Origin of the sequence: Rhodococcus sp. 3258 (genome assembly GCF_031456475.1) — a bacterium.
Lineage (GTDB): Bacteria > Actinomycetota > Actinomycetes > Mycobacteriales > Mycobacteriaceae > Rhodococcoides > Rhodococcoides fascians.
This window is the reverse complement of the sequence record NZ_JAVDUT010000001.1, coordinates 398,016-415,106: the sequence shown is the minus strand read 5'-3', so window position 1 is coordinate 415,106 and position 17,091 is coordinate 398,016. Positions and strand designations below refer to the sequence as shown.

Here is a 17,091-nt window from a genome sequence, read left to right as displayed (position 1 = left end):
CGCTCGAAGTCATCCTCTACATCTGTCGCCGGCACCTCGGCCGGTGACCCCGACATGAAAGGTGCCGACTGTGGCACGTGTTGAGATCACTCGAATGACGAAGGCCCTCTCGGACGCGGCATTCATCGCGATCGCCGAGGCCACCAAGTACTCGATCGGAAGGCGGGTGTGCGGCAAAGAGCCCAGCGAGCTCGAACCGGTAGACGTCACCGTATTCACGCAGGTGCCGTGGATCGGTACCGAGTCCGGCTACGCCGTCGAAATCATGCCCCAGCTTGCGACCGAGGATCAACCGGCGACGGTCGAAGCCTGCGATCGACTGGCAGCAGACATACTGAGCGACGTCGTCGCGGTCGTTCCCCGCGGCGCTCCGTTCCATGTGTGGGTCAACAACGGTGGATTGACTGGATTCGCCGAGGGTTTCGGAACCTCGACGTCTCCGATTCTGACCCGGGACAGCTATGTCGCAGTTCTCGGTCACACCGTCACGGACCAGGTATGGGAGTCCGCGAGCGCGCTCGCCGAGGAGGAGGGGCAGTGGGCGTTGCTTCAACACCCCGAGTCCGTCTATCGAGCGCTTTCTATGTGACGGCTCCGCAAGTTGGACGTTCGTCTCACAAACGCATAGCGTGATGCTCACGTGAAGCCCTCTACTACGTGTAGGGTCGGACAAAACTTGGTCGAACGTTCCACTTAGCAGGTAGGAATTCAATGGATGCCATGAGGCTGGACCCAACAATGGCCCTGCGAAGATCATGTGAGCACGGTGCCCGATGACTACACCTACCTGTGAACGCATGTTCTGTCTGACCTTGGCCTTCGACGAGATCCCCGAACACATTTCGATCGAGGGTGGCTCCGACCGCGTTCTCGTCGAGCCGGTGTGCGCCATCCTCGTCAAGACGACCATCGGCTGGGTCCTGCTCGACACCGGAACCGATGCGCGACGGTTCCGCGGTCCCGATCCCGACGATTCCTACGCGCCGTGCGCTCCTCCCACCTTCCCCACCGACGGGGATCCGTTGATCGATGCCCTTGCAGTTCATGGACTGACGCCCGCCGACCTCGCTTTCGCGTCGATCTCTCATTTGCATCTGGACCACTCGGGAGGACTTCGGCATCTCGCCGACGCAGGTGTCGAAGTATTCGTGCAACGGCGCGAACTCGAATTCGCAATGGACACGGCCGGGCGGGCCGACGCCTACTTGCGCGAGGACTACTCGAACCCGAACATCAAGTGGCGCATCCTCGATGGTGACGCAGAGCTCGCCCCGGGTATCGACGCGATCTCGACGCCGGGACACACCCCGGGGCACATGTCGTATCGGGTTCGGATGGCGAAGTCCGGAACGTGGATCTTCACGATGGATGCCATCGATCTGCAGGCCGGCATCGATGAGAACCGTCTGGTCGGAACCCATGCAGTGCCGGAAGATGCTCCGCTGGTACGTCTGTCGCACGATCGGCTGATCGACCTGGCGGCAGCCGAGGGGGCTCGCTTGGTCGCCGGGCACTGCCCGGTCACATGGCCGAACGTAGCCACCGTCGCCGGTCACGAGTAGGTCGGGGTCGAGCGAACAAAACGGTGCGGCGTGTAGCGTCTCGAGCTGCGCGGCAACCGAGTTTCGAGTGGTGGCGCGTCGGGGCATGTCACCGTCGACGAAACGAGAGCAATCGATGAGCACCAAACCTCCACTTCTGTTGCTGCACGGAGTGACGATGTCGGCTCGAGCGTGGGACACCGTCGCACCGTTGCTCGAGAGGAACTACGACCTCGTCGTCCCGACCGCAGCGGGTCATCGCGGTGGACATCGTCTCGATCACGCGAGCATCGGTGCTCTGACCGATGTGACAGAGCAGCTGCTCGATGATCGTGGTCTCGACACCGTGCACATCGCGGGCAATTCGATGGGAGGGTGGATGGGTATCGAGCTCGCTCGCAGAGGCCGGGCCCGGTCGGTGTGCGCGCTCTCGCCCGCCGGTTTCTGGGAGCCCGACGCCGATCCCGGTAAGAGTCGGGCGACGTTGATCCGAACCAAGAAGCTGGCGGACGCCACCAGCTCACTGATGCCGCCGCTGATGCGGTTCGGGTTCGTCCGTCAGCTCGCCATGCGTGATATTGCGTTGCGTGGCAAGCAGATGACGCACCAGCAGGCTGCCGCATCATTCGAAGACCTCGTCGGATGCGATGCGGCTCACGACCTGTTGAACACCCGCGAGAGCGTGGCACCGTTCACCGAAATGCCATGCCCCGTCACCGTGGCGTGGTCGAGTGGAGACCGCATCTTCCCGCCCGAACATTTCGTCCCTGCGGCCCGTCAGCGGCTACCCGGGGCGCATTTCGTCACGCTGGCAAACGTCGGCCATGTGCCGATGATCGACGATGCGGCACTGGTGGCGAAGACGATCGAGGAGTCCATCGTCGGTCGTTGACCACAAGAATCAGACCGTCGGCTCCAGGGCGTCGGCGAGCATGTGCATCGCTGCGGTGGTGGAAAGCGAACGCACACTTGCCCTGTCACCGGGCAGTCGAAGTGTCCGGGTGACGGTCGGCTGATCGCGGACGGCAATCGCGAAGCATACGGTGCCGACGGGCTTGAGTTCGGTGCCACCGCCGGGGCCTGCGATGCCACTGGTCGAGACAGCGATGTCGACGCCGACCCGGTATAGCGCGCCCTCCGCCATCAGTGCAGCCACCGGTTCGCTCACGGCTCCGTGCTGGTCGATGACCTCGGCTGGAACACCGAGAAGTTCGGTCTTCGCTTCGTTTGCATAGGACACCACCGCGCCGATCACATATGCCGACGACCCGGCACGGTCGGTGAGACGCGCGGCGATCATGCCGCCCGTGCACGATTCTGCCGTTGCGATGCGACGGCCCGTCAAGCGACTCGCCACGATGTCGTCGATCGTGGATCCGTCGGTCGAAAAGACCTGTGCTTCATAGTGTTTTTCGATGAGTGCTGCGACGTCGGCGTATGCGGCCGCCGCTGATTCTGGATAGCGCGTCACCATTTCGAGTTCACCGAGACGCAGGCAGGTGGTGATCTCGAGGTCGCCGAATCCCGCTACCTCGCGCTCCGCTGTTCGTAAGGTCGCCGCGAGGTCGGCCTCCGACAGACCGTACGCGCGGATGGTGTCCTGGCGAACCGCGGCACTCCTGGCCAACACTCGCGAGACCGGCGCTGTCTGGACAGCTTCGGGCCACATGGCCTGTAGTTCGCGCGGTGGGCCCGGCAGAATCAGAACCGCAGGCAGCATCCCGGAGTCGCTCGCTGGTATCGCGACGCCGGGAGCAGTGCCGGTCGGCGAAATGGACTGCGCCCCTTCCGGAATCATGGCTTGTTTGCGGATGCCCGCGAGAAGGGGCTCCGAATCGGGCGAGGAACTCAGGCGACTCCGCCAACGCTGAACGATTGTGTTGATGCGCTCCTCGAGTTCGACGTCGAGCCGAAGTTCTCGACCGTACAGCGCGGCAACGGTCGCGACCGTGAGATCGTCGGCGGTCGGCCCCAACCCGCCAGTGGTGACGATGAGGTCCATACGCTGATCGGCGAGGAAACGAAGTTGTGCGGTGAGATCATCGGGCCTGTCCCCGCACACGGTGATGTGGGCGACGTCGACGCCCAGTTCCAAGAGACGTTGGGCGACCCATGGGCCGTTCCTGTCGGACACCCGACCCGAAAGAACCTCGGTTCCCGTGACCACAACACCTGCTCGCACTGACATTCTTCGACTTTACTGTCACCGGGTTCGAGTGGACTCGCGACGGTGGCTCGATCGACACCGAATCCGGGGCCGCGGTGAGTTTCCGTACCGACGGCAGTCGATACCGGCGACATCGTGCATCTCGAACATCGGAGAACATCATGACCACGACGACCACTCCTGCAACCACGTCACGTACCGCTGCACGCGTCGGCTGGGTCCTCACCGGCCTGCTGGCGCTGTTTCTGATCTTCGATATCGTCGGCAAACTGCTGAATGTGCAGCAGGTGAAAGACGCGACGGTGGAATTGGGGCTGCGCGACGAGATGACGCCCGTCATCGGCGTCGTGCTACTGGTGTGCTTGGTGCTGTACTTGGTGCCGCGCACCGCATTTCTGGGTGCCGTTCTCCTGACCGGCTATCTCGGTGGTGCCGTTCTCACCAACTGGCGGGTCGACAAGCCGCTCTTCAGCACGGTCCTGTTCGCGGTCTACGTCGGGATTCTTGCATGGGGTGCGCTGTACCTACGGGATCCGAAGGTGCGTCAGGTCATGCCGATCGTGCGGTAATGAGACGCTGCTCGACTCATCTGTACGAGTCAGGACAACGGATTCAGACCCGACGTGACGGGACCCTCCAACACGGAGCCGTCGGCAGCGAATCGCGAACCGTGCAGCGGGCAGTCCCAGGACTTCTCGGCATCGTTCCACGCCACGATGCCGCCGAGGTGTGGGCACACCGCAGACACGCGGTGGGTGACGCCGCCGACGGTGCAGACAGCCTTCGGTGCGATGCCGGGCTCGACGTGGCCCTGACCCTCGACCAGTGGGGTTTTCGTGCCCCCGGTGATCGGTTTCGCCCATCCTTTCGTCATGTTCAGTCCCACGTTGGCATTGATACGGATCGCGTCGACGATGCCGGTGAGTTGGCGCAGATTCCAGCTGTCGTACGCGCCGGCCCAGTAGGTTCGACCGCCGAACGCCCGTTGTGCGAGAACGAGCGCGGAGGCCGCAGCATTGGTCATTCCCCATTTGTCGTAACCCGTGGCGACCCAGATGCGATCGTCGCCGGGCAGCAGCGGTCCGGCGTACGGCAGCGCGTCGATCGACCCGTAGTCCTGCGCAGACCATCTGTATCGTCGTCGGGCCCCGGGGAAATTCTCTGCGGTCCACTCGTCGAGGTCGTTCACCTGGGCCTGCGGAGAAGACTCGCGCCCGACGACGTGATCGTTTCCTCCGATGAGGAGTAGATCGCCGGCCGGGGTGGGCGCGTACCGGATCGATCGGCTGGGGGAGTCGGCCGAGAGGTACAGTCCGCGTGGAACGTCGCCGTCGATCTCGTACGCGGCGGCATACGACCGCATCGGTTCCATTCGAGCGAAGAATGCACCACGATCGAGAATGGGTGTGCCAGTGGCCAAGACGACCCGCGACCCGCGGAGTGGACCCTGATCCGTCTTGACGTCGACGTGACGAAGCCTTCGTCTCACACCGAGTGCTCGGGTGCCTTCGGTGATGTCCGCACCCGCGCTCGAGGCGTCCTCGGCCAAGGCAATGAGGGCGTCCATCGGATCGAATTGAGCTTGGTCCGGAACAGACACGGCACCGGCGACATCGAAGGGAAGTTCGGTGTCGGTGCCGTAGGAGGCGTTCAGTCCGGCACCGAGAGCGACGCGCAATTCATCGCGAACGGCGGTGAGACCGGAACTGGTCGTGGCGTACGTGTACGCCGTCTCGCGTTGGACCGCTATACCCCGCTCCGCGCAGTATTCGAGCAGCCATTGCTGCCCAGCAGTGTTGCCCTGCAGGTAACGTCGCACCTGCTGTTGCGAATGTTTCGACGCTATCGACGACAACTTCGTGCCCTGCAGAACACTGATCTTGGCTGTCGTGTTTCCCGTCGCGACGGCACCGATCGTGCGGGCTTCGAGCACCGCGACGCGTTCTCCGGCTCGTGCGAACAGCAGGGCGGTGACCAAACCTGTGAGTCCGGCCCCGATGACCACGGTGTCGTACTTCTGGGTGAAATCGATCGCGCGGTAGGGCAAGCGGTCGGGTCGGTCGAGCCAGAGCGAGTTGGGCGGCATACAACCGAGTTCCCGCCTTCGTCGTCGCGAAACCCGGAAAACCAGATCGCCGTACGCCGTCGTCAGTGAACGATATCGCCGGGCGGACGCGCAAGAGCGACGCAATTGCGGCCGTTGCGTTTCGCGCGATACAAAGCCTCGTCGGCGGCGGCGAGTGTTCGGTCGAACACGGTGCGGGTGGAGCGTGGATCCACCTGTGGCAGTGCGGCACCGACGCTGACGGTGATCGGGATGTCGTCCGCGACGTTATGGACGGCCTGTCGAAGGCGCTCGGCGAATTCGCCGAGCGTCGGTGTCGGATCCGGGACGAGGACGACGAATTCGTCGCCGCCCAGTCGTGAGACCGTCGCGTGTCGGCCGGCGCTCATGGTCAATCGCATTGCCGTCAGCCTCAACGCGACATCGCCCGCGGAGTGGCCGTGGTGGTCGTTGACGGCTTTGAAGTGGTCGATATCGATCAGCAACAAGGCCGGGCGAACGGGGTCGTTGCCGACACCGACTGCTCTGGCTTCCAGGCCTCGCCGGTTGAGCACTCCGGTCAGTGGGTCGGTCATCGCGTCGGACAGATGAACCCGAGAGGAGTGCAGTACTGCTCGTGAGAACGCCGACAGCAGCGTGACAGCGCCGTTGATCACCGTGATGGCCACCACGACTCGTAGGACGACCGATACGGTGTCGGTAGGGGTTGTCGCCAATGCTGATGCTCCGAGTACGAGCACGTACACCGTGCTCCACCCGACGTGGAACCAGATCACTTTCGGTCGAGCGAAGTGCGCGGCGTACGCACCGACCAGTGCGAGAAGCATCGCACCCTGAAGCGCTGCAAGAGGATCGGCGTAGGTTGCCGTCACCACGGTGACACCGAGTTCGCAATACACGACGAACCAGTTGTTGACGGGTGCGCGGCGAGACCACCAGTCCATCCCGAATTCGGCTTTGCTCATGATCCGGGCGACGGGAATCGTGCTGATGCACACGGCGTAGGTCAGTACGGTGCCGAGTCCTTCGGTGGGGCCGTCCTGCGTGAACGTGGTGCCGATGCCGAGCATCCCGAACAGCAGAGTCTGAACGACAACCCCCGTCCGCAGCAGCGGGTCGGGTGTCTCGTCGTTCGCCCGCATGCCGGCCGGTCGCTCGGTGGGCGCACGTCTTGCCGGTGAGTCCCGATGTCTACCCACCGAAACCGTCTCGTGTCATGTCCGATCGCCAGCGCAGACTGGCTCGGACTGCCTCCCCGACACGGTCGGCGAGGTCGGCGGCGAGGGGCTCGGAGTGGTGAAACGTAGTCGCCTGTTTCGGTTTCGACAACCGGGCCGGTTCGATCTTCGGTGCATGCCCGTCGATGCCCAACCGGAAGGCACTGTCCGGAGTCATTCGAGTCGAGGGTATGCGTTCGGCGTTGCGCGGAACCGCCGAACAGTCGATGGTGAGCAGCGTTCGATCCGGGCGCGCGAACGTCTGCTTGTCGGCAAGCGCGACATACAGTCCGTCGTTCGCCTCGGCGCGCGTCGCCAGTCGTGCGACGACCCGTCGAATACGCTGCTGGCACTGTGTTCGGTCCGACGACACGACCAGCTCGGCACCCGGGACGGCAGATCGTGTGCTGCGCGCCGACTCCGTCAAGGACGTCCAGATTGCGTCGTCGTCCTCACCGAAATATGTTCGCAACAGCCAGAGTTCGGAGCTGCTCGCGCCGTCGGGCATGGTGATCCAATCCGAGAACTGTGGGGTGCACCGAACGTGCGGTCAGGCGGAGGGGACAGCCCGGAGCTGCACGGGCACAGTATCGACGAGGAAGGCCAGCTGATCTCCGATCACCGAGGAGAACAGCGGCTCCACGTACGGGTCGAAATGACCGCCTACGTAGGTTCGAACCGTCGCACCGCGAACTTTCGCGGCGGCGCGTTGTGCGACGGACGCCGGGGTCACTGTGTCTTCGGACGCAATCTGCACCAAAGTGGGGCAGTCGATATGTGACATCGTTCTCCCGGGGGAGTAGCGCCAGATCTTCAGAAGGATTCGTGCAGCGACGGTTTCGGGGTAGTCACCGTCGGACAGTCCGGACTCGAGGACGAGACGGTCACGCCCCTTCATCGCGTCGGGCGAGACCATCACGGCTCGTTGGCCGGGTAGTCCGACGCTGTCGACGTAGCGCGGCGATCGGCCGAGGACAGCGCGCACACCGTCGGACATGGCGGCCGGTGCCAGCCGCACAGCCTGTCGCAATCCGGTTGCGCGAACGGCAGCAATGCCGTCGATGTGGGGTACCTGGGCGATGACGGCTGCGAATCGAACCCCGTTGCCCGCCAACGTCAGTACGTGGCCACCGGCGAACGACGTCCCCCAGCCGACGACCCGATTGTTGTCGACTCCGTCCAATGAGCGAGCGAAGTCGACGGCGTTTCGCCAGTCGATGAGCTGTTCGTTCACGTCCAACAGCTGGCGCGGTTCGCCCTCGCTGTCCCCGAAGAACCGGTAGTCGAAGACGCACACCACGTAACCGGCCGCGACGAAACGCTCCGCGTAGGCGTACAGGCGCATGGCTCGGGGACTACCGAACCCGTGGGCCATGACAATCACCGGCAGACGGTCGGAGACCGGGCTGCGTGGCCGGAAAACCGTAGCAGCGCAACGAACTCCGTTCGAGTGGAATGACGTCTCGGTACGGGTGAAACCGGTGTGGTCGTCGGTGATCATGCGATTGTTCCTCTGTTCAGCAAAGACTGTATGGATCGAAACTCGTTATTTGAAGGGATTGAGTGTCCTGCCGAGGTAGTACCCGATGCTTGTCGGAATCGGTTTGGCTGCAACAGCAGTCGCTTTGTTGACCAACCCGGGCACGCACACCGGAGTGCCGTTCTCGACCGCGCGCCATCCCTCGCGAACGACGTCCTCGGGGTTCTGCCACAGGATCGAGGGGAGCTTGGACGTGGCCGCCTCCCTGGTCCCCATGACGTCGTGGAACTCGCTGTGCGTGAAGCCCGGGCAGAGCGCGGTGACGTGAATGCCGTGGGGACGCAGCTCCATGTCGAGTGACTGCGACATGTCGAGTACGTAGGACTTGATGCCGGTGTACAGCAGACTGGCTGCGGGGGGAAGTAGGGCCGCCAGCGACGAGAGGTTGACGATGCGCCCGTATCCTCGCTCTTTCATGCCAGGAACAGTGAGGTGAGCAAGTTCGGTCACCGCCGTGATCATCACCTGGATCTCCGCGGCCAGCGACTCGAATGGAGCGTCGGCGAACTTCGAATTCCCGGACATTCCAGCATTGTTGACGAGTATGTCGATGTCGACACCCAGGGCTCGCGTGCGCTCCATGATCGCGCGGGGAGCGTCGCGATCGGCCAGGTCGGCGGCCACCACGTCGCACCGCACGCTGTGGCGCGTGGTGAGCTCGTCTGCCAGTGCAGTCAACCGATCCTCGCGACGGGCTACCAGAACGAGGTTGTGTCCCTCGGCGGCGAGGTGACGGGCGAAGGCCGCGCCGATGCCTGCTGATGCGCCGGTGATCAGGGCTGTGCGTCCGGTGTTCGGCATCTGCCACGTCTCCATCTCTTGAACGGTCATCAAGAACGGTAGCAGTGTCTTGAATGGCATTCAAGATAAACTCCGAGACATGCCCAAGAATCGCGGACTGCACGACAGAGAGAGCAAGCGCGACGACATCGTCGCCGCCGCCCGCGAGATGTTTGTATCCGACGGTTTCGAGCGCGCATCGATCAGCCGTCTGGCGAAAGCTGTCGGGATCACCCCGAACACCGTGTACTGGTACTTCGACGACAAGGATGACATTCTGGTCGCAGTGCTGACCGCCATCGCGGCCGAGGATGCGGCAGATTATGCGACCGTTGCGGATCGATCCCTGGCCGACCGTTTGGTCTGGCTCGTGGAGCAACTGCAGAGGGTGGGCCCTCTGGTATCGACGGTGCACGATCGAGTTGCCAAGTCGGCAGCAATCGAGCACTGGCACAACGGTTTCCACCACTTCGCGGAATCGTTGTTCGTTTCCGATATCGAGAAGGCTGGACTGTCCGGGTCCGAAGCCGATGCGATGCTGCGCATCGGGACGTTCGTCGTGGAGGGATTGCTGACGCACGCCCCGGCTCCGGAGGTCGTCCGTTCGGTGATCGATCGATTGGTCGCGACCATACCTCCGGCTACGCATGCCTCCGCGGCCGAATAGGGCGGCACATTCGGTCCGGCTATCGCTCGCGGGCCCGGCGGGGTACGAGTAATCGACGAAGGTGGATCAACGCGCTGTCCGTCGCCTGTCGGTCGTCACCGGTGATCTGCTCGAGTATCAGGCCCTCTGCAGCCGAGTAGACGAGGTGGCTCAGAGCTGGATCGGTGTCGATTCCTGCCAGCGTCAGTTCCGCGCCGATGGCATCGACGTACGCGTCACGTACGCGCTGGATGTGGGGCCTCAGCTTCGGACGACGGCGTGACTCCAGCATCAACTCGAATTGAAACGCCTGATCGATCGCATCGTCGTCCGCAAATGTGGACAGCCCTGCGAACAGCGCGTTCAGATCGCCGCTACCGGGCCGGGTGGTGATGGTAGCGACACTGCGAACGTAAGAACGGTGCAGCGCCTCCTCGACGAGAGTGTCGATCGATCCGAAGTGGTGTGCCACCAGTGTGTGACCGACACCGGCCTCCGAGGCAACCCGCCTGTAGGTGAGGCGACGAAGCCCGTCTTCGGCGACCGCTCGAACGGTCGCGTCCAGCAGGGCGTCGCGGCCGGTACCGTACCGGGACTCGTGAACTCTCTGCTCGACGGCCATGTACCGTGCCCCCATTCTGTCGGCTCGAAGATGCGCTACTCACCGTACCCAGCTTGCGATCCGAGATGTGGTCGAAGCAACGGTGATTCGGAGAGCATCGCTGGTGCGGCCTCGGGCACGCTGTACGGTGTCATACCCTCGAATGCGGCGAACGCCGACCGATCCGCGAGGCGAAGCGGTGGCGTCCGGATCGATGGAATTCAGACCAATTCGGCCTCGTAGTTGATGGCGGGACGCATTGTGGCCCAGGCGAACCCGGCGACCGACACCGCGGGAATCAAAAGGAGCAGCCACTGAGCAACTCCGCCCTGGCCACCGAGCAGGACGTCGTAGTTGGTGACCGCAATGTAGGCCACGGATCCGAATCCGGCGATCGAGAGCGCAGGCGCAATCTTCGTCGTCCACGGGTTGGTCTCCAACGTGTTCCGTGCGAAGAACGCGATGATGGACACGGATGTGAGGATCAGGATCACGATCAGCGCCACGGTGCCCAGCGAGAGAAGCCAGCTGAAGGTGACGGTGATGGGATCTGCGCCGGCGAGTCCGAAACCGGCGACGACGACAGCGATGAGTACACCTACGCAGAGAGCGGCGGTTGCGGGTGTGCCCGACTTGGCCGTGACGGTACCGAGTCGAGCGGGCAGAACGCCGGCTCTGCTCAGTGCGTAGAGATAGCGAGCGAACATGTTCTGGAAGCCGATGAGCATGGCGACGAAACTCGTGACGACGAGAACCTCGAGGGAGGTCGCCAGCCAGGACCCGACCTCGTTTTCCGCCACGGCGAACACGAATCCGGCGGGGTCATCGGTGGCCGCAGCCTGAACCGAATCCGATCCGACCGAATTGCCGATCGCCCACACGGTCAGGGCGTAGAACAGGCCGATGAAGGCGATGGATCCGTAGACGGCGCGGGGAATGGTGCGACGTGGGTTCTTGGCCTCTTCCGAGAACACCACTGTTGCTTCGAATCCGGTGAAGCACGCGAAGGCGAACAGGAACGCTACGCCGAGACCCGGGCCGACCAGGTCGGATGGATCGAACGCGGCCAGAGAGTTACCGGACGGTCCGCCGCCACCGAGGATGATGGCAACGTCGAGCACGACGAGTGCAGCGATCTCGAGGGCGACGAGAACTCCGAGGACCTTGAGACTGAGGTCCACCCCGACGACGGTCAGAGTGGTCACCACCGCGAGGACGACGAGCACGATGAGCAACGGGGGAATGTCGATGCCGAGATGGTCGGCGATCAAGGCGTTCGCGAATACCGAGAACTGTGACCACAGTGCCGCTTGCAGGCTGCCGTAGAACAGGATTGCCAGTCCTGCGCCTGCGGTGGCGACCCGCGCACCGAGTCCCTGCGCGATGTAGGCCACGAACCCACCGGCGTTACGTATGTGCCGACTCATGGCGACGTACCCGGAGGAGAAGATCACGAACAGTGCAGCGGCAAGTAGATAGACCAGTGGTGCCGTTGCGCCGTTGGCCGAGAACACGACCGGTGAGGCACCGATGACTGCGGCCATGGGTGCCACGGCGGCAACGACGAAGAAGATGATGGCCCCGACGCCCAACGTGCCCGGACGCAATCCGGATCGTTCGGAGGAACCTGACTGGGGTGCTGCGTTCGACGAAAAGGGTGGTGTGGTGGACATCGGGCATCTCCGGGGTGGCAGGTGGAGCAGGATCGAATAGGTGGTGTTCGGCCGAATGCGTAAGGAACGAGCGATCAGGCCGAGGGGCCCGGACGCGCAGCGTCGATCGACGGCGTGCGCTCGAATTCCTGGGCGTAGGAGCCCATCGTGAGATTCACCAGTTCTCCGCTGTACTGATCGAGGGCGAACTGGATGCCGACCGTGCGGTGGGCTGCCAGGTCGATGAGAACCATGCCTTCGACGCCCAGGTTCTTCTCCAGCCAAGAGAAGAGGTACGTGTTGTCGCGCAGCTTGAAATAGGTGCAGCGTTCGGTGTCACCGACTCCGAGCTCGGTACCGCCGACACACAGCCACGTGAAGATGTTCTCGTTCAAGTAGACGTGGTCGTAGACGTCCTCACCGCTGTATGCGTACCGGACGCGGCGCCCGATCAGCTCGTCGGTGACAGTGTGCGCGTCCTCGGGCGTGGCACCGGATCCAGCAATCTGGCCCTGGAACCAGTGTTGGCGCGCTGCTTCCGGCCGGGGGTCGAGTCCGAGTTCGCCGATCGCTCCGGTGACCTGTCCGCTGGCGGTGTCGATCGCGGCGCTGAAGGCCACGGGGTGATCCTCCCCGGCCCGCAGGTAGTGGATGTAGAACAGTCCGGGCTGCATCTCGAACAGCTCGTAGCTGTCGGTTCCGCGCGCGGTCTCGGTGCCGTTCTCGAACACGGCCCACTCGACTGCCGAACCGGAGAATTTCTGGGACAGAGTGAAGTCGCTACCGCCGTCGAGGTACTGGGCGTCCAGCACGATCTCCTGGCCATCGAGCGCCCGGCTGAGGTCGGGCAGGTACTCGTCGAAGCCGTCGGCCATTTCGGTGAGCGGAGCCCAGTCTTCTTTGCTCCAGCTGAACGGTGTTGTTGCAGTCTTCATTTCATACCTCTCGAAGGTGACGGCGCGTCGTGTTCGGTGACCGGCGGGTGATCACCGCGCAAACTGAACAGATGGTCGATTGTGACCCGTGGCACAACTATGACCGATCGGACGGAAATAATCAAGGGTTTGATCGATTTGTTTACGCGTGCAACACGGTGGAAACAGGAATCGGACATATCCGTCGGGGATGCACAACGAATCGAATCCGCGAGGTGGCCGTTACGCCCTGCGTCGGAACGGTTTTCGGGATGCGTACCGTGCGGCGAGGGCAGATCCGGAGCACTTGCTCCGTCGGCGAGCGGTCAGCGCCGTTTGATGCCGTCCTGATCGATCGCGGTGGCCAGCTTTTGCAGAAGTCCGGTGAGAATCAGGCGTTCTTCGCCTGTCAGTGCTTCGGCCCAGAGTTGTTCGCGACGATTGTGAGCCGCGAAAGTGTCCGTGATGGCGGAATGCCCGGATTCTGTCAGCGAGACGGTCAGGGCTCGGCCGTCGGTGATGGACCGTTCCGATTCCACCAGACCGTCCTTGATCAAGGTCTTGACCAGAGCGGACGTGGCAGAGCGGCTGATGCCTGCCAGCTCTGCGATGCGCTTCGATTCGCTCGGCCCGACGAGCCACAGAACGAACAACACTCGGAAACCCGACCATGTCCAGCCACTGGGGCGATGAACGCTCGATTCCAGGTCGTAGACCACGGCACCGGTGACTCGATGCAGCTCGAGCACCAACCGCATGGCAACCGGATCGACCTGTTCGAGTTCCGTGGACGCCTTCTCGACGGCGAACTCGACGAACGACATGAAGTCGAGCTGAGCGGGGTCGATGGAGTCGGCGGTCACCGTCCCACGGTATCGGACCGGCATCGGCGTGCCCGGCCGAGCACGCCGATGCGGTTCGATCAGCCGTTGATGACCTGTGGTGCCGAGACCGATTTGAGTCCGTCGACGCCGAATTCGAGGCCGTAGCCGGACATCTTGATGCCGCCGAACGGAACCATCGGGTGTACGCCACCGTGGCTGTTGATCCATACCGTGCCGGCTTGAATCCGAGCGGCTATCTTTCGGGCAGCATCGCGGTCGGAACTCCACACCGAAGCTCCGAGTCCGACATCGAGGCCGTTGGCGAGTTCGATTGCCTCGTCGACTGTTTCGTATCGAACGATGGGTAGGGCCGGGCCGAACTGCTCCTCGGTCACCAGGGCGTTGTCGTTGTCGATGTTCGACACCAGAGTCGTGGGGTAGAAGTGCCCGGGGGCGTCGGCGTCCGGGTTTCCGCCGACCAGCATGGTGGCACCGGATTCGCGGGCGCGCTCGACAAGATTCGCGACGATGTCGTACTGCGCCTTGTTCTGCAACGGGCCCAACACGTTGTCCTCATCCAGACCGCGGCCCATCGGCATCGCCTCCGCGACTGCCGCGAGTTCGGTGCAGACCGCGTCGTAGACGTCGGTGTGCACGTACAGGCGCTTGAGGGCGGCACAGGTTTGTCCAGTGTTGATGAAGGCACCCCAGAACAGATCCTGCGCAATGGCTTTGGGATCGACATCCGGCAACACGATGCCGGCGTCGTTGCCACCGAGTTCGAGGGTGAGCCGCTTCACCGTATCGGCGGAGCTCTTGATGATCGCTTGGCCGGTGCGGGTGGACCCGGTGAACATCAGCTTGTCGATGTCGGGGTGCGACGACAGGCGTGCGCCCAGGTCTCCCTCGCCGGCGACAACGGTCAGCACATCCTCGGGTAGCGCCGAGTTGATGACCGTGGCGAGCGCCAGCACACTCAACGGCGTGTATTCCGACGGTTTGACGACGGTGGTGTTACCCATCCGCAGTGCCGGCGCGACCTGCCAGACGGTGATCATCATGGGCCAGTTCCACGGCCCGATCGCTCCGACGACTCCGAGGGGGCGGTAGTACATCTCGGCGTTGCCGTCGTCGCCGTCGAGGAGGGTGCGGCCGGGGAGTTCGGTTGCCGCGGTGGCACGCAGCCAGTTGGCACAGGCACCGACCTCGAACCGCGCATTGGGTCCGTTCAGTGGCTTGCCCTGTTCACGTGAAAGTAATTCTGCGAGAGGCTCGGTGGCTGCATCGATGGCATCGGCTGCCTGGAGCAGACGCGCCGTGCGGTCCTCGTCGGTAAGCGCCGCCCACGCAGGCTGTGCTGCTTTGGCGCGGGCGATCGCGGCGTCGAGCACGTCGACACCCTCGACCGGTGCTTTCCCGACGACGTCCCCGGTTGCCGGGTCGAGGATCTCGCGTCCGTTCGGATCGGTGATCTCGCTGAGAAGCGAATCGAATGTGATGGTCACTGTCTGTCCTTTCGACGGCGAACTGGGTTGGAGGATCAGTAGCTGGCGCGCGCGCTGTGCGCCGATGGATCGATGTAGCGCTGGGCGAGGGCCTCGGAACCCCGCGCCAAGATTGCAGCGTCGGCACCGACGAGCAGGAACCGTGCGCCGTCCTCGGCATAGGAATCGGCACGGCCGGGATCGAAAGCATTGACTCCGAACGGCTTTCCGGTGGATGCGATCGCCGTGAACGCATCGTTCACGGCGGCCACGACGTCAGGGTGGTTCTGCTGTCCGAGTAGTCCCATCGAGGCGGACAGATCGCTGGGTCCGAGGAAGACGCCGTCGATCCCCGGCGTTCCCGCGATAGCCGCTGCGTTGGATACCCCTTCGGCCGTCTCGATCTGTACGAAGACGGACACGTGATCGGCTCCGTCCGCCAGATAGTCCTCGACCCGGTTCCAGCGGGCCGATCGTGCCAGCGCGCTACCGACGCCGCGCCGCCCCACCGGTGGGTACTGTGCCGCGGCGGCCACCTCGCGCGCTTGATCGGCCGTCGAGATCATCGGCACCAGGATGTTCTGAGCGCCCAGATCCAAGACTTGCTTGATGATCACCGCGTCGCCGACGGGTACCCGCACCACCGGCGTCACAGGGTAAGCGGAGACCGCATACAGCTGGGCGAGAACGGATTCGAGCCCGTTCGGTGCGTGCTCCATGTCGATGAGCACCCAGTCCAGGCCCGAGCCGGCCATGATCTCGGCGGCCACCGGCGACCCGGTGGTGATCCAGCCGCCGTACAGCGGCCGGTCCATCTCCGCCAACGCATCCCGGAAGGTCTTGTTCAGTCGAAGCGGCATGAGATCGTTCCCATCGGTCCGTAGTCGGCGAGCACGCTGTCGCCCTGGTGCACCCACATCGGGCGGGTGAACGATCCGGCCAACACGATTTCACCGGCCTCGAGCCGGTCGCCGTGCTGAGAGAGCTTGTTGGCCAACCACGCCACGCCCGTCGCCGGATGATTGAGCACCGCGGCGGCGACGCCGGACTCTTCGATCGTCTCGTTGCGATAGAGCAGCGCCGATATCCACCGCATGTCCACAGTCGATGGGTCGGTCGGGTTACCGCCGTAGACCATCGCGCCGAGTGCGGCGTTGTCGCTGATGGTGTCGACGATGGTGCGGCCCTGCATCTCGATCCGCGAACTGAGAATCTCGAGAGCCGGCACGACGAACTCGGTTGCCTTCAGAACATCGAAGATCGTCGCTGTCGGACCGGCGAGCGGGCTCCCGAGAACGAAGGCGAGTTCGACCTCGATGCGCACATTGGAGAAGCGTCCGTGTTCGATCACCGAGCCGTTGTCGAAAACCTGATCGTCGAAGATCGCGCCGTAGTCTGGCTCGGTGATGCCGGTCGCGACCTGCATCACCTTGCTCGTCAAGCCGATCTTGCGGCCGACCAGGCGTCGACCGGACTCGACCTTGCGTCGACGCCACTCGTTCTGCACCGCGTACGAATCCTCGAAGGTCATGTCGGGATAGCGAGCAGTGAGCCGCGGAATCATCGTCCGCGTCCGTTCGGCTTCTTCGAGTTGGTCGGCGATGGCCGTGATGGTGTTCGGGGGGAGCATGAATTCTCCTGTGCCGTAGAGGAATGAGTC

Annotated in this window: 18 protein-coding genes; 5 read left to right on the top strand and 13 right to left on the bottom strand. The window is 63.6% G+C overall.

Annotated elements, in window-relative coordinates; translation table 11 throughout:
* Positions 1 to 70: 70 nt before the first annotated feature.
* From J2X62_RS01840 to J2X62_RS01830, 3 genes are all read left to right on the top strand, one after another.
* On the top strand, positions 71 to 589 hold the full coding sequence (locus J2X62_RS01840; protein WP_143544763.1) for a hypothetical protein: 519 nt from the start codon (positions 71 to 73) through the stop codon (positions 587 to 589).
* A gap of 184 nt (positions 590 to 773) precedes the next feature.
* A complete protein-coding gene (locus J2X62_RS01835) occupies positions 774 to 1,562 on the top strand; it encodes an N-acyl homoserine lactonase family protein (RefSeq protein ID WP_082519267.1) in 789 nt (262 codons plus the stop codon).
* A 115-nt stretch (positions 1,563 to 1,677) separates the two neighbouring features.
* A complete protein-coding gene (locus J2X62_RS01830; RefSeq protein ID WP_167325221.1) occupies positions 1,678 to 2,433 on the top strand; it encodes an alpha/beta fold hydrolase in 756 nt (251 codons plus the stop codon).
* A 9-nt stretch (positions 2,434 to 2,442) separates the two neighbouring features.
* On the opposite strand, the gene J2X62_RS01825 is transcribed toward J2X62_RS01830, so the two are convergent.
* Positions 2,443 to 3,729: a competence/damage-inducible protein A gene (locus J2X62_RS01825; RefSeq protein ID WP_283548606.1), complete on the bottom strand. Its 1,287-nt coding sequence runs from the start codon at positions 3,727 to 3,729 to the stop codon at positions 2,443 to 2,445.
* 140 nt (positions 3,730 to 3,869) lie between these two features.
* On the opposite strand from J2X62_RS01825, the gene J2X62_RS01820 reads away from it, so the two are divergent.
* Positions 3,870 to 4,277, top strand: coding sequence for a DoxX family protein (locus J2X62_RS01820; RefSeq protein WP_032385784.1), 408 nt, complete (start codon positions 3,870 to 3,872; stop codon positions 4,275 to 4,277).
* Between the two features lie 29 nt (positions 4,278 to 4,306).
* On the opposite strand, the gene J2X62_RS01815 is transcribed toward J2X62_RS01820, so the two are convergent.
* The 5 genes from J2X62_RS01815 to J2X62_RS01795 form a co-directional block, all read right to left on the bottom strand.
* Entirely contained in the window at positions 4,307 to 5,794 is a 1,488-nt protein-coding gene (locus tag J2X62_RS01815; protein ID WP_310176789.1) for an FAD-dependent oxidoreductase, read from the bottom strand.
* 62 nt (positions 5,795 to 5,856) lie between these two features.
* Complete coding sequence (locus J2X62_RS01810; protein WP_094718605.1) at positions 5,857 to 6,915, bottom strand: GGDEF domain-containing protein; 1,059 nt, start codon at positions 6,913 to 6,915, stop codon at positions 5,857 to 5,859.
* A 49-nt stretch (positions 6,916 to 6,964) separates the two neighbouring features.
* Positions 6,965 to 7,498, bottom strand: a complete 534-nt coding sequence (locus tag J2X62_RS01805; RefSeq protein WP_032401212.1) for a DUF6924 domain-containing protein — start codon at positions 7,496 to 7,498, stop codon at positions 6,965 to 6,967.
* A gap of 42 nt (positions 7,499 to 7,540) precedes the next feature.
* The gene (locus J2X62_RS01800; protein ID WP_310176783.1) at positions 7,541 to 8,491 is read right to left on the bottom strand and encodes an alpha/beta fold hydrolase; all 951 of its coding nucleotides are present in this window, start codon (positions 8,489 to 8,491) and stop codon (positions 7,541 to 7,543) included.
* 45 nt (positions 8,492 to 8,536) lie between these two features.
* Entirely contained in the window at positions 8,537 to 9,331 is a 795-nt protein-coding gene (locus J2X62_RS01795) for an SDR family oxidoreductase (RefSeq protein ID WP_310179259.1), read from the bottom strand.
* A 79-nt stretch (positions 9,332 to 9,410) separates the two neighbouring features.
* On the opposite strand from J2X62_RS01795, the gene J2X62_RS01790 reads away from it, so the two are divergent.
* Complete coding sequence (locus tag J2X62_RS01790) at positions 9,411 to 9,977, top strand: TetR/AcrR family transcriptional regulator (protein WP_052053757.1); 567 nt, start codon at positions 9,411 to 9,413, stop codon at positions 9,975 to 9,977.
* 19 nt (positions 9,978 to 9,996) lie between these two features.
* On the opposite strand, the gene J2X62_RS01785 is transcribed toward J2X62_RS01790, so the two are convergent.
* From J2X62_RS01785 to hpaH, 7 genes are all read right to left on the bottom strand, one after another.
* Positions 9,997 to 10,578, bottom strand: a complete 582-nt coding sequence (locus tag J2X62_RS01785; RefSeq protein ID WP_310176778.1) for a TetR family transcriptional regulator — start codon at positions 10,576 to 10,578, stop codon at positions 9,997 to 9,999.
* 200 nt (positions 10,579 to 10,778) lie between these two features.
* Entirely contained in the window at positions 10,779 to 12,230 is a 1,452-nt protein-coding gene (locus J2X62_RS01780; protein ID WP_032385586.1) for an APC family permease, read from the bottom strand.
* 74 nt (positions 12,231 to 12,304) lie between these two features.
* Complete coding sequence (locus tag J2X62_RS01775) at positions 12,305 to 13,144, bottom strand: MoaF C-terminal domain-containing protein (protein WP_167325214.1); 840 nt, start codon at positions 13,142 to 13,144, stop codon at positions 12,305 to 12,307.
* A gap of 305 nt (positions 13,145 to 13,449) precedes the next feature.
* Entirely contained in the window at positions 13,450 to 13,986 is a 537-nt protein-coding gene (locus tag J2X62_RS01770) for a MarR family transcriptional regulator (RefSeq protein WP_310176771.1), read from the bottom strand.
* 59 nt (positions 13,987 to 14,045) lie between these two features.
* Positions 14,046 to 15,452, bottom strand: coding sequence for an aldehyde dehydrogenase family protein (locus J2X62_RS01765; protein ID WP_167325212.1), 1,407 nt, complete (start codon positions 15,450 to 15,452; stop codon positions 14,046 to 14,048).
* A 35-nt stretch (positions 15,453 to 15,487) separates the two neighbouring features.
* Positions 15,488 to 16,291 carry an HpcH/HpaI aldolase/citrate lyase family protein gene (locus J2X62_RS01760; RefSeq protein WP_205024331.1) on the bottom strand — a complete coding sequence of 268 codons (804 nt, stop codon included), beginning with the start codon at positions 16,289 to 16,291 and terminating at the stop codon, positions 15,488 to 15,490.
* The gene (gene hpaH / locus J2X62_RS01755) at positions 16,276 to 17,061 is read right to left on the bottom strand and encodes a 2-oxo-hept-4-ene-1,7-dioate hydratase (RefSeq protein WP_310176760.1); all 786 of its coding nucleotides are present in this window, start codon (positions 17,059 to 17,061) and stop codon (positions 16,276 to 16,278) included. The genes J2X62_RS01760 and hpaH overlap by 16 nt, the downstream gene beginning before the upstream one ends.
* Between the last annotated feature and the right edge of the window lie 30 nt (positions 17,062 to 17,091).